The sequence below is a fragment of the Saccharospirillum alexandrii genome, assembly GCF_043641555.1.
Lineage (GTDB): Bacteria > Pseudomonadota > Gammaproteobacteria > Pseudomonadales > Natronospirillaceae > Saccharospirillum > Saccharospirillum alexandrii_A.
Genome location: NZ_JBHZRJ010000002.1, coordinates 510,414 through 522,461, shown reverse-complemented (window position 1 = coordinate 522,461; position 12,048 = coordinate 510,414). Strand labels below are relative to the sequence as shown.

The 12,048-nt window shown below is 55.1% G+C and carries 11 protein-coding genes; 6 read left to right on the top strand and 5 right to left on the bottom strand.

What is annotated here, in order from left to right; translation table 11 throughout:
• Positions 1-93 precede the first annotated feature (93 nt).
• The 5 genes from ACHUE7_RS08285 to flgA all read right to left on the bottom strand — a co-directional run bounded on the left by ACHUE7_RS08285 (position 94) and on the right by flgA (position 4,308).
• Entirely contained in the window at positions 94-735 is a 642-nt protein-coding gene (locus tag ACHUE7_RS08285; protein ID WP_348475515.1) for a response regulator transcription factor, read from the bottom strand.
• Positions 736-867: 132 nt separating this feature from the next.
• On the bottom strand, positions 868-2,469 hold the full coding sequence (locus tag ACHUE7_RS08280; protein WP_394169548.1) for a coiled-coil domain-containing protein: 1,602 nt from the start codon (positions 2,467-2,469) through the stop codon (positions 868-870).
• A gap of 13 nt (positions 2,470-2,482) precedes the next feature.
• Positions 2,483-2,974, bottom strand: coding sequence for a flagellar export chaperone FlgN (gene flgN / locus ACHUE7_RS08275; RefSeq protein WP_394169547.1), 492 nt, complete (start codon positions 2,972-2,974; stop codon positions 2,483-2,485).
• A 48-nt stretch (positions 2,975-3,022) separates the two neighbouring features.
• The gene (flgM, locus tag ACHUE7_RS08270; protein ID WP_394169546.1) at positions 3,023-3,349 is read right to left on the bottom strand and encodes a flagellar biosynthesis anti-sigma factor FlgM; all 327 of its coding nucleotides are present in this window, start codon (positions 3,347-3,349) and stop codon (positions 3,023-3,025) included.
• A 149-nt stretch (positions 3,350-3,498) separates the two neighbouring features.
• Positions 3,499-4,308 carry a flagellar basal body P-ring formation chaperone FlgA gene (gene flgA / locus ACHUE7_RS08265; RefSeq protein ID WP_394169545.1) on the bottom strand — a complete coding sequence of 270 codons (810 nt, stop codon included), beginning with the start codon at positions 4,306-4,308 and terminating at the stop codon, positions 3,499-3,501.
• Positions 4,309-4,576: 268 nt separating this feature from the next.
• Between flgA and ACHUE7_RS08260 the strand changes: the two genes are divergently transcribed.
• From ACHUE7_RS08260 to ACHUE7_RS08235, 6 genes are all read left to right on the top strand, one after another.
• Positions 4,577-5,533 carry a chemotaxis protein CheV gene (locus ACHUE7_RS08260; protein WP_394169544.1) on the top strand — a complete coding sequence of 319 codons (957 nt, stop codon included), beginning with the start codon at positions 4,577-4,579 and terminating at the stop codon, positions 5,531-5,533.
• Positions 5,534-5,638: 105 nt separating this feature from the next.
• Entirely contained in the window at positions 5,639-6,463 is an 825-nt protein-coding gene (locus ACHUE7_RS08255) for a CheR family methyltransferase (protein ID WP_394169543.1), read from the top strand.
• A 146-nt stretch (positions 6,464-6,609) separates the two neighbouring features.
• The gene (flgB, locus tag ACHUE7_RS08250) at positions 6,610-7,008 is read left to right on the top strand and encodes a flagellar basal body rod protein FlgB (protein ID WP_394169542.1); all 399 of its coding nucleotides are present in this window, start codon (positions 6,610-6,612) and stop codon (positions 7,006-7,008) included.
• A 2-nt stretch (positions 7,009-7,010) separates the two neighbouring features.
• On the top strand, positions 7,011-7,451 hold the full coding sequence (gene flgC, locus ACHUE7_RS08245) for a flagellar basal body rod protein FlgC (protein ID WP_348475507.1): 441 nt from the start codon (positions 7,011-7,013) through the stop codon (positions 7,449-7,451).
• Between the two features lie 57 nt (positions 7,452-7,508).
• Positions 7,509-8,261: a flagellar hook assembly protein FlgD gene (locus ACHUE7_RS08240; RefSeq protein WP_348475506.1), complete on the top strand. Its 753-nt coding sequence runs from the start codon at positions 7,509-7,511 to the stop codon at positions 8,259-8,261.
• A 98-nt stretch (positions 8,262-8,359) separates the two neighbouring features.
• Complete coding sequence (locus ACHUE7_RS08235; protein ID WP_394169541.1) at positions 8,360-12,004, top strand: flagellar hook-basal body complex protein; 3,645 nt, start codon at positions 8,360-8,362, stop codon at positions 12,002-12,004.
• Positions 12,005-12,048: the final 44 nt, after the last annotated feature.

The following is a 12,048-nucleotide window of genomic DNA, read 5'->3' as shown; positions in this document are numbered from 1 at the left end:
GGCGCGGCTGGGGAGGCATTGGTTCGCGCCGGGCTCACCCAGTACCCGCCGCTCGCTTCTCCGACGAACTCCGAAACTGAGTAGTTAGGCCACCTACTCAGGCACTTCCAAATACTGGTTATACATGGCGGCCTGGGTGCGGTTATACAGATTGAGCTTGCGGAATATTTCGGAAACGTGCGTTTTGATGGTGGTTTCCTTGACGCTCAGCTCGTAGGCAATCTGTTTGTTCAGGTACCCACGGGCAATCAGCGCCAGTACGTGTTGCTGCTTGGGGGTCAGGCTGGCGAGTTTGGTGATGGCGTCAATGTCTTCATCAATGTTGTGACTGTCGGCCTGGTGGTTGGCGGGGAAATACCCCTTGCCGCTGATCAGCGCTCGCAATGCATCTACCAGTTGTTCCAGAGACAGCGATTTGGGTAGGTACCCCAGAGCGCCGGCGGCTTTTACGTGGGCCACGGTTCTGCTGGCCTCATTGGCGGTGATGACGGCCAAGGCAACTTCCGGAAAGCGGGTTCGTATCTGAATCAGGCCGAGCAAGCCTTCGCTGCCGGGCATTTTCAAGTCGAGCAACAACAGGTCGGTGGCGTTATTTTCAAGGTGGAACAGTGTCGATTCCAGGGTGTCGGTCTGCTCAATCGTGATTGGAGTGCCGGTGTTCGACAGGGCTTCAGACAGCGCATTGCGGAACAGTGGATGGTCGTCGGCGATCAGGACTTGAAGGGTATCCGTCATGGCATTCACAGCGTCGATGTTGTCGTTTTTATTGACCGGCAGTGTAACACTTTCAGACGGAAGTTTAGCGCTGGAGCGGCGGCTCTCCTCCTAAGGTAGGAGGAGAGCCCTGGGTGGTATTTCAGCAAGCATCTAACCTGCCTTAATGGCAGCCGGGTCTTCGTCGCGTTGGTTCTGTTCCAGTTCTTTGATGCGTTGCAGCATGGTTTGCGAGTCGGACATGAACTGTTTGACCAGGGTTTCCATTTCTTCAATGTCTTCGTTGCTTTCTGCCCGTGTATCCTGGGCATTCACTTGCTCGGTGCGGGCGCTGAGCTCGGCAACCAGAGTCTCCGTAGAGCGAAGCAGGGCTTGCAGTTGATCGATTTCCTTTTCCTGAGCCGGCAGTACGTCGTTGGTGTCGGCCCCTTCACGCAGGTCGTCGACAAGGTTGCGCAGGGTATCCAGGCTGAGTTGAATCTGGGCGCTGAACGTCTCGAATTCCTCTGAGGTGGCGGTCTGGGGATGCTCGGGTTCGGGTGCTCCGGTATCGACCGGCTGTGAATTGAGCTCTTCCAGCGCCTGCTGGGCTTGCTGCAGCTCCATTTCCAGCATGGCGACGCACGATTCTGAATCCCGTACCAGCAATTCCAGCCGGCTGATTTCATCGTCCTGAACCTGCATGGCGCGCTCCGGATCGTTGCCTGAGCGCAGTTGCTCCAGCGCATCGCGCAGGCTGGCGACTGACTCCGCCTGGCTGGAAGAGTTGGACGTCAGTTTCTTAACATGGTCTGGATTCACGGCGGTGGGGCCCCGTACTTGCAGGTCTTTCAGGCGATTCTTAAGGCCATGAACCTCGGTTTCGAGCTCTTCGTTCTCGTGGTTGGCGGCTTCCAGTTCCTTCTCCATCAGGTTGACGCTGACATCGGCTTCTTTGACGTAGCGATTCAGCGCCTGAATCAACTCAGCCTGCTGGTTGGCGTACTCGTCGCCATCCGGGTCGATTTGCTGCAATTTCAGCGACAGCTGGTTAATCGTCTCCTGCATGTCGTACTTGTCGCACTTGAGCTTGTAGATCTCGTCGGCGTACGTGCCTTTTTGCGGGCGCTCAAAATTGCTTGGGCCGGCCGTGCTAATGGATTTGAGGGTGTTCATTTCCTGTTCGAGCAGCCTGATCCGGTCGCGAGCAGCAGCATACTGAGTTTCGTACTGTTTCAGGTCCCGGGTGAGCTGGTCTTTGCCCAGTTCCGAGTCGGCACCTTCCTGACGTGCCTCGCGTGCGGGTTCAAGGCCGCTGTCTTTCAATACCTGGTGCGCCTGGTGAGCCCATTCCTCATCGTCGATTTCGCCAGCCAGTAGCTTTTGTTCAAGGTCCAGAATTTGGCGGCGAAGCCAGTGAATATGGGCCGGTTCATCCGGTTCGGGGGTGCGATGCAGGTCGTTCCCGGCTTCCGTCAGTTCAGCTTCCAGGGTGTTCAAGTGGTGTTTGAGTTGCTCCGGGATGGTTTTACCGGCCGTGTCGGCTGCCGCCTGCACCGATTTGAAATCTTGCGTTAATTTGCGGTTCTGAGCCCGCAAGGCTGCGATTTCCTGTTGTTTTTCCTGCTGCCGGCGCAGTTTCTCCCAGCGCATCTCTTTGAGTATGGCGACCAGCACATGGTAAAGCCGTTGCCGGTAGAACAGGAAGATCGTGATGACCACATACACCACGGCAATTTCCGCGACGATGAACAGGGTCATTTGATCAATAAACATAGACGGCGCTGCCCTAGACCTGATCGACCCAGCGACGCTGGCCATCATTGAGCGATTGGGTACCGGAAGCGGAATAGGTGTCGGTGGCACCGACCAGGTTTTTCAAAAGAGTCAGGCGCGCCTGATTCCGCGCCGACAGGGAGGCCAGCATTTGCCGGTTCACCGCGGTAGAGCGGCTATTTTCGTCCAGGCTCACTTTCAGTTTTTGCCATTGGGTCAGCAGGGGGGCTTGTTGCGCTGTGTCCAGCTGTTGTTCGCACCAGGCGCGAAACGCCGGATAGTCGGGCTCGATACCCTGGTCGGAACACCAGGTGAGCAGGGCTTCCGAGGCGGTGAGCAGAGTTTCTGTCAGGGAGGATTTTCGATCGAGAACAGCGGACAACAACGTCAGATCACCGGTTTTCAAGGCCCGGTGTTCATCGGCAAGTAGTGGTTCGAATGCATGGCTGGCATCCAGCGCCCTGGCGAGCGCCGCCTGCAGGGCGTTGAGCGTTTCGGTATTCATGGTCCTGTCCCCGCGGTTTACCCGGCGACTGCCTGAACCCTTAAACGATCAAAGGCCCGACTCGAAGCGTCGAAAGGCGGCCGCCAGCTTATTATAGTCGATAGAGTAATCGCCGTTTTGAATGGCGGTTCGAATGCGATCGACCTTTTCCTGGTCGATGTCTGGCAATTGCTGCACCTTGCTGTTGACGGTACGCAATACTTCAGCGCGATCCGACAGCTTGACCACATCGTCTGTGTTCTTGCCGCTATCACTCTTGTTTACAGCTTCAGCACTTTCTGTGCCAGCTTTTTTGGTCGACGCCGCATTGTCGCTTTCGCGGCTCTTGGCAGACCCGGTTTGTCCCGATGACAGGCCGTTCAGATTAATGGCCATTGTGTTCACCTCATGTGAAGTTGGTTTTTCCTGAAGGGGGTAGCGGCCCTGGCTTCAGAAACTTGAGTGAATTTTGTGAAAAAAGTCAGCTTTTTCTTCAATCACTGTATCAAGCTGGTCAAAAACTAGCCAGTTGTGTGGCTATACCCTTACGGGGTATGGATCTCGACTACGCCTTTCGATTTTACATAGGCATGAATGGTTTGCCGGGATGACAGGTTTCTGACGGGTATCTGTTGCCCCTCGGAGCCTTCCCTGAGGGCTTCACCCTCCGTCTGTACCGACAGACCGGCGCCGGTAGCGAATATGATAACGCGGTCTCCCCGCTCGATCATCACCGGCGGTTTGGCCACATAGGGCGTGATCACCGTGCCCTGCGTCAGGTTTCGGGCCACTTCGTACCCGCTCAGTTCGGCCGCGTTGCTATAGTGACCATGGCGGAGTGTGGAGACATCCGTCATCGCCAGGCTCAAATCAGCTGGCGACAGGCGCTGACCGCGCGACAGGCTGCGCGCGGTCACGACCACGGGAACATTCACCGTCAACCCAACCGGGATATAGACCTGCCAGCCCAGATTCTCGCAGGCAACCCGGGGTGTCAGCCGGTTGGATAATGAACTGCCACGCCAATCGACCAGCAAGGGAGCCGGGCAGGGCGCCAGGTTGGCCGTGGCATCATTGACGGTAATGGTGGTGGATATCTGTTCATCAGGAACGTTCGGGTGATCGTCTCTGACGCGCTTTAGGAGCGATTGTTCCACGGCCTGGGCAATCTGCTGGCCTGCTGTTTGGCTGACCGTTTCAGTCGCACTGGCCGTAAATGCCAGGCTGGCTATGGTCAGGATCACCCCGGCGATTGTGATGCCCGGTTTACCTACAGTGCGCGATGCCGGGTCTGACCGGTCTCGCCGGGTTAAACCTTCTGAAACATCCGCCGATAGGTACAAATGTCTGATCATGCAGTTGTCCTTGGACGATTGCCGACTATGCTTGGTGAAAAGTCACCGTAATAAGAGCGCTTGCTGGCATTTCGTTGCCAGCGGGCTGAAAATGCCGCTGGTGCATTCGCCAGTATATTGACGAAACGGTTCGGGCAGCGCCTGTGTTACAGTCCATCTGCAAGGGCTATGCCGACCTTTCTACAAAGGCTGTACCGACTGTCGTGGATTCGTGGCGGGAGTCGGACGCGGTGTCCGGCAGTTAACAGTATTATCAGTGGAGAATTCTATGGCCGGTGTTCTGGACAGTGTGAACCAGCGTACGCAGTTGGTCGGGCAAAACCGCCTGGAACTGCTGCTGTTCCGCCTCAATGGCGATCAAATTTACGGCATTAATGTGTTTAAGGTAAAAGAAGTGCTTCAGTGTCCCAAGCTGACTCAGATGCCGCACTCCAGCAGGGTTGTGAAAGGCGTTGCCCATATTCGCGGCGGCACCATACCCATTCTCGACCTGAGCGTGGCCACCGGTAATGCGCCGATAGAACACATTGAAGACAAGTTCACCATCATCACTGAATACAATATGAAGAGTCAGGGCTTTCTGGTTCAGGGGGTGGAACGCATCATCAACATCAACTGGGAAGATGTGCAGCCACCCCCAAAAGGCACTGGCCACGATCATTTTCTGACCGCGGTGACCAAATATGATAACAAGCTGGTTGAAATCATCGATGTCGAGAAAATTCTGGCGGATGTCACGCCCATGCAGGAAGACTTCAACGAAGACTTGCTGACACCCGAAGTCGCCGCCAGTGCGGTGTCGAGACAAGTGCTGATCGTTGATGACTCCAAGATTGCACGCAAGCAGATTCAGCGCACCCTGGAGAAAATCGGGTTGACGGTCGTTGCACTCAATGATGGGCGTGAAGCGTTGAACCATTTGCTGGCTCTGATTGACGAAGGCGTGCAACCGACTGAGCGCTACCCAATCATTATCTCTGATATCGAAATGCCGGAAATGGATGGCTACACCCTGACCCATGAAATCCGCAACCACCCCCAGCTCAAAGAAGCTTACATCGTGTTGCACACTTCGTTGAGTGGCGTCTTTAACAAGGCGATGGTGCAAAAAGTCGGTGCCAACGATTTTCTGGCCAAGTTCCAGCCTGATATGCTGGCCCAACTGGTGATAGAGCGGATCACTAACCTGGGCGGTAATTTGCCAGCGATCGAAGGAGAGGCATGAGACGACCGGCAGGCAGGTTCTTTCCGACCCGAGGGAAGAGTATGGACAATATGAAGCTGACAGGTCAGCAAACCCAGTGCCCAAGGGCCAGGAGTGCAGGGATTAATGGTCGACGTTGAAAAAGGGTACCAGGCATTTTGTGATTACCTGGAAAAGCACAGTGGGATATGTCTGGGTGCCAGCAAGCAATATCTGGTATCGAGCCGGTTGCGAAAAATACTGCAGCAAGCCGACATCACCAATCTGCAGGATCTGGTGACAGCGATTCAGCGACCCGGTGGCCAGAAGTTGCGCGCTGAGGTCATTGACGCCATGACTACCAACGAAACCCTCTGGTTTCGTGACATCCATCCGTTCCGGATTCTGGAAGAAAAGCTGTTGCCAGAGTTCTACCAGCAACGCGGCGCCCGCCCGTTGCGAATCTGGTCGGCCGCCTGTTCAACCGGGCAGGAACCTTATTCAATCTCCATGATGATCGAAGAATACAAGGCCCGTAACCGGCTGGTCAGCGGCGGCGAGAAAATCGTCGCGACCGACATTTCCGCCTCGGTGCTGGATGCCGCGAAGTCGGCCGAATACGCCATGCTGGCCATAGGCCGCGGCCTCGATCCGGAACGACTGAAAAAACACTTTATCGAGGCTCCCAATGGGCGCTGGAAAGTCAAGCCAGGCATTGCCCAGCGAGTTGAATTCCGCTCCCTGAACCTGCAGGACAGCTACGCCTTACTCGGCAAATTTGACATCGTGTTCTGTCGAAATGTGCTGATTTACTTCACCGCCGACCTCAAACGCGACATTCTCACCCGAATCCACGCCACCTTAAACCCGGGCGGGTATCTCCTGGTCGGGGCCTCGGAGGCCGTAAACGGCCTGAACGATCTCTATGAGATGGTTCATTGCCGCCCTGGCATCATTTACCGCAAGCGGTAAGCCCTCCTCATCGGTTAAGCCTTGCCGCTTTGCCGATGATTCCCCTTTGTCTTCTAGTAACCTATTGATTTTTAAGGCTTAAATAACTTGGCACTCACATTGCAGTACCTTCTGTGAATTCAGAAAAACGGCAATGAGGTTCCATCATGGCGGCACTGGGCTTTAACAATTCACTGGGTATACATGACAACGCCTTGCTGGTGCGTGCCCAGCGTTCCGAAGTGCTGGCCAACAACCTGGCCAATGCGGATACCCCGGGATTCAAGGCTCGTGACGTAGATTTCAAGGCCATCTTGAGCGGCGAAGTTCAGCGCACCCAAAACCTTGAAGTTAACCGGACCCAGGCTAACCACATTCCCGGAAAGTCGGGTGGTGATACCGAGTTGTTCTACCGCAACCCTTATCAGCCCTCAATCGACGGCAATACCGTGGATTCAAACGTTGAAAACGCAGAGTTCACCAAGAACGCCATGTCGTACAACGCCAGTTTTGATTTTCTGAATCGTAAATTCAAAGGCCTGACCAACGCGATCAAGGGGCAATAACCATGTCATTGTCGAACATTATTAATATTGCCGGCACCGGCATGAATGCCCAGTCGATCCGGCTAAATACCACCGCCAGTAACCTGGCCAACGCCCAGAGTGTCAGTTCCAGTGAAGAAGACACCTACCGGGCGCGCAAACCGATTTTTCAGGTGCTGCAACAGGCCGGTATCGACCGCGACTGGTCTAATGTGGACCTGGATCACGATGTGGGGCAGGGCGTTAACGTTCGCGCCATTGTCGAAAAACAGGATCCGCTCGACATCCGTTACGACCCCACCCATCCGTTCGCTGATGAACAGGGGTATGTCTACTACCCGAACGTCAACGTGGTAGAGGAAATGGCCGACATGATTTCCGCCCAACGCAGCTTTACCGTTAACGTTGAAGTATTTAACACGGCCAAAACCATGCTGCAGAAAACGCTGACGATGGGGCAGTAGACGACATGAACCCGATCAACCATAGCCGCGGCCAGAACGCCCACGAGAGGAATCATCATGGCTGACATTAACGACGTAACCGGAGCCGGGGCACTGAGCCAATACGACATTGCTCAGAAAAAGCCCAAGGAAAATACGTCCAACGAGCTGGGAAAAGATGATTTTCTGAAGCTGATGATTGCTCAGTTGAATAACCAGAACCCGCTTGAACCTCAGGCCAATGCGGAATTTGTGGCTCAGTTGGCCCAGTTCTCCCAGGTCGAAGGTATACAGAACATGAGCAAGGGGTTCGAGTCGTTATCGAACTCCTACAAATCTTCTCAGGCGTTGCAAGCCAGCTCTCTGGTCGGTGGTGCCGTCACCATTGAGGGCAACCAGGAGAGTTTGTTGCGCCATGGTGAGCTGGTGTTTGGCATGGCCGATGTGCCTTCCGGTGCCAGCGGTATGATGCTGCAAATCACCAACAGTGAAGGCGAGATGATTGAGTCGGTTCCGCTGGGTAACCAGCCAGCGGGCGACCTGAGTTTCAAATGGGATGGGGCCAACCTCGAGGTCAACGGTGAAATGGCCGATATTGACTACGACAAATTCCCGACCGATGAAGACGGCAACATCATTCCGCATGATGCCGGTGTTTACCGGTTCAGTGTGGTCGGCAATGTGGCCGGCGAACAGCAGGCTCTGGGTACACATACCAGCGCCCGGGTCGACTCCGTCACCCTGGGGCAGGACAGTGACCTGCAGTTGAACCTGGCCGGTGGCGGCAACATCACCATGGCTGATGTGAAACAGATTAATCAGGTGTATTGACCGGCGCTGGTAAGCAGAGCGACCGAACAAGACATCAGGAACCGTTACCGGTGATGGCATCATCCCGGATTTGAACAGCGCAGTGCGAGGAGCAACCCATGAGTTTTGGTACTGGCCTGAGCGGCATCGCCGCCGCAAACAAAGACCTTCAAGTCACTGGCAACAACATTGCCAACGCCAGTACGACGGGCTTCAAAAGCAGTCGTACCGAATTTGGTGATGCCTACACCAACTCCTTTCTTGGCTACGGTCAGGATAAAGCCGGTGCCGGTGTGCGCGTAAGCAACATCGGGCAGAAGTTTGACCAGGGCAATATCAGCCAAACCAATTCGGCACTGGATCTGGCGGTTGATGGCAACGGTTTCTTCGTGATGGAGTACCCGAACGGGTCCGTCACCTATACCCGTTCCGGTATTTTTGGTGTCGACAAGCAAGGGTTTATTACCGGCAACACCGGTGCCAAGTTACAAGGGTTTGGTGTTGATGAAAATGGCATCGTGAATGGGGTACTGACCGACCTTGAAGTCGATACCGGTAACCAGCCACCGCGAGGCACTCACGATGTGGACTCGCGTGTGAACGTGCCAGCCGGTGCGCAGGTATTGCAACAGGATGGAACCATAACCCGTACTAACGGGCTGGCCATTGGCGCGGCGCAGACGGGCTCATTGGTCGATACCAATTCAACCCTGTCTACCGTTGGCTTTCCGACGACGGCAGGCAGCGCGGCCACGTACCAGGGTGATCCGGTTGGCGTGGGTTTGCCCTGGACGCCCAGTGCCGTTGAAGCCTCCTGGACATTCGACGTCACCATTCAGGGCCCCAACATCAATGGTGGCACTGCTCCCCTTACTGCGAACCTGCAGCCGTTCAGAGACACGGCCACATACAACAGCGTGGCCGATATGGTGTCGGCCATTAATGGCAGCATTCAATCGGATTCCGATCTGGCGGGCAAGATTCGTGCGGTCGAAAACCCAGCGGGCACCATTACGTTTGAAACTAATGGACCCTATGCCACCGACGGTACCTCCTTTGTCGGCCTGGTTAACTCAACCGGCACCTTGCTGGACGCAGGCTGGATGAACTTTGCGACCCCGACCGTTACCTCACCGGTCGCTGGTACCGAACTCTTCACCGCGGGCGGCTTTATTGACCTGACGTCCGACCCCGGTCAAGCCGCCAATATTCAGGGCAATGACCAGATGGAGCTTGAGTACAACAACTTCATTCCTGGCACCAATACCACCCTGACCAGTGGTACAACCCTGAATACGCTCGACAATACCGATCCGTTTGCCAACGCCGATGCGGGTAACGATATTGTCTTTAATATTAACGTGGGCTCCCTGAGCAGTGCCGTTACCATGACGGTTCCCGCTGGTGGGTATGCCAACCAGGCAGCCTTTGCGACGGCGATAGAAACTGCAGTTAACGGTGCTCTGGGTGCCAACACCATCAATGCCAACGTGGACGGTGCTACCAACCGGCTGGTATTGAGCACAGACACGGCGGTAGGCATTGGGCCGGAAGACATCAGCATTATTCACAATGCGGGTGCTACAACTTCGTCCATCAACATGAACACTGTGGGAATGGCGGTGTCTTCCTCGCCTGCGCCAACCCGCGTACTGGGTGAGCCGGACACGCCCTTCAACAACCAGCTCGATGTTATTGTGGATGGTGGCGCTCCGCTGACCATTACCATTCCGCCGGGCAGCTATGCCAGCTACAACGAACTGATTGATCAGATTAACACTCAGATTCAGACCACACCGGGACTGGCGGGTGAAGTGAGCGCCTCCCATGTGAACGGTCGCCTCGTGCTTGAGCGCACCGATATTGGTGAATTTCCGATAGACATCGATGTCGCCGACCCGGCGACCGGTGAATCGACTGATGCGCTTGGCCTGACCAGCAGCACTAAAACGGTTGGAACTGAACCGGTAGACCGCAGCCACAGCTTTCGGGTTAACCTGACCGTACCGGCGCCGGATGAAGAAAACCGGTCCGGCTCTGTCGTGATAAGCCTGAATGAAACCATTCTGTCTGTCGATCAACTCGCGGCAGCCATTAATCGTGAGTTGGCCGCCGTTCCTGAAGAAGACTATATTGGCGTTCAAGCTGAAGTCGTACGCGATGAGAACGATAATAAAAAGCTACAATTTGTAGCCACCCAGGAAGGTGAAGCGGCCATCGTCTCAATCACCAACATCCTGGCTCCGGGCGATGATCTGGATGTTGAGCAACTCTACGCTCTGTTGCAGGTTGATTCCTTCGATGCCAATTACCTGGAAGTGGGGGAAGCCGCGATCACCAATGGCTACCCGGAACAATCATTGGTTCTGTTCAATGAAGAGGCCGATGAGCGGACGCCCATTACCATTCCAGAAGGGTCTACGGCTGCTGAAATAGCCGCCTTGCTCAGTGAACAGGCCGGTGTAGATGCCGAAGCAGAAACCCAGGTACGCCTGTTGGCTGAAAACTATGGCAATTCCGGTGACATGGACATCATCATCAATGGTCAGCGGATAACGGCTAACTCTTATCAGGACATGGTTGATGAGATAAACCAGTATCAGCAATCGTCGCTGAACAGCATCACCGCGGCGCTTGATGACGATACGGGTGACATTGTTATTACGTCATCTACCGGTATTGATGTATCGGTATCCATTGATTCGCCCAATGACAACGATACGTTGACGGTGCAGGGTTTTCAGGGGACTGCCCCGGTCGTCCTCGGTGGGCAGGCGGATGCTGAGGTGAATGCCAGGATTGGTGGGTTCGTCGACATCATTCTGAACGAAGGCTACACCATGATCGAGCCCGACCCACGAGTTACGGGCCTGTTTAACGGCTTGACGGCCAGCAGCTTTGAAGACTACACCATTAACGCTTTCAACCCGGATGATACCTCAACCTACAACGAAGTAGCGTCTCTGCCGATTTACGATTCCATCGGCAATCAGCACCAGCTGCAGTTGTTCTACGTCAAGAACCCTGGCGATGAAAACCGGCCCAATGCCCTGAACTCCTGGACAGTTTATGCCCAGGTTGATGGCGAAAACATTGGCGACCCGGATACCAGCCTGCCGTTCCCGGAAAATACCGAGCCGAGCATGGCGTCTTTCCAACTGTTTTTTAATCCGGATGGCACCATCGATGAAGAAAATACCGGCGAGTTTCTGATTTCCAACTGGAGCCCGATCGACCTGGAAACCGGAGAGCCGACCGGTGCCTATGTTGGCTTGCCTGAGGCGCAGGGTGGTCGCCTGCCGATCCCAGACCCGAACGTCAACTCGAACTTCGCGATTTCGTTCGATGGCACGACCCAGTACGGCGGCCCATTCGCCCGCTATGATTTCCAGCAGGATGGCTACGCCAGTGGCCGTCTGCAGGATCTTGAAGTGGGTGACGATGGCATCATTTTCGCCCGCTACACCAACGGCGAAGCGCAGGTGCTCGGGCAGGTGGCATTGGCCAGTTTTGCCAATAATGAAGGGCTCGACCCGGTTGGCAACACCGAATGGAAAGAAAGCTTCGCCTCCGGTGATGCGACCATCGGTGAGCCGGGAACCGGCTTGCTGGGTAATTTGCAATCAGCGGCCCTGGAAGATTCAACCGTGGATCTCTCCGAGCAGCTGGTGCATCTGATCATCGCACAGCGGAATTACCAGGCCAGTGCGAAGACGATTGAGACGGCCAACGCCGTGACTCAGACGATAATCAATCTACGATAAACGGGTCGTAGCTTAAAACGGAAGGGGCGCTGTGCATTACTCAG

Coding starts and splice junctions, on each gene's coding strand:
- ACHUE7_RS08255 (WP_394169543.1), top strand. CDS start 5,639: ATGGTCGACGTTGAAAAAGGGTACCAGGCATTTTGTGATTACCTGGAA.
- ACHUE7_RS08240 (WP_348475506.1), top strand. CDS start 7,509: ATGGCTGACATTAACGACGTAACCGGAGCCGGGGCACTGAGCCAATAC.
- ACHUE7_RS08235 (WP_394169541.1), top strand. CDS start 8,360: ATGAGTTTTGGTACTGGCCTGAGCGGCATCGCCGCCGCAAACAAAGAC.
- flgA (WP_394169545.1), bottom strand. CDS start 4,308: ATGATCAGACATTTGTACCTATCGGCGGATGTTTCAGAAGGTTTAACC.
- ACHUE7_RS08280 (WP_394169548.1), bottom strand. CDS start 2,469: ATGTTTATTGATCAAATGACCCTGTTCATCGTCGCGGAAATTGCCGTG.
- flgB (WP_394169542.1), top strand. CDS start 6,610: ATGGCGGCACTGGGCTTTAACAATTCACTGGGTATACATGACAACGCC.
- ACHUE7_RS08260 (WP_394169544.1), top strand. CDS start 4,577: ATGGCCGGTGTTCTGGACAGTGTGAACCAGCGTACGCAGTTGGTCGGG.
- flgM (WP_394169546.1), bottom strand. CDS start 3,349: ATGGCCATTAATCTGAACGGCCTGTCATCGGGACAAACCGGGTCTGCC.
- ACHUE7_RS08285 (WP_348475515.1), bottom strand. CDS start 735: ATGACGGATACCCTTCAAGTCCTGATCGCCGACGACCATCCACTGTTC.
- flgN (WP_394169547.1), bottom strand. CDS start 2,974: ATGAATACCGAAACGCTCAACGCCCTGCAGGCGGCGCTCGCCAGGGCG.
- flgC (WP_348475507.1), top strand. CDS start 7,011: ATGTCATTGTCGAACATTATTAATATTGCCGGCACCGGCATGAATGCC.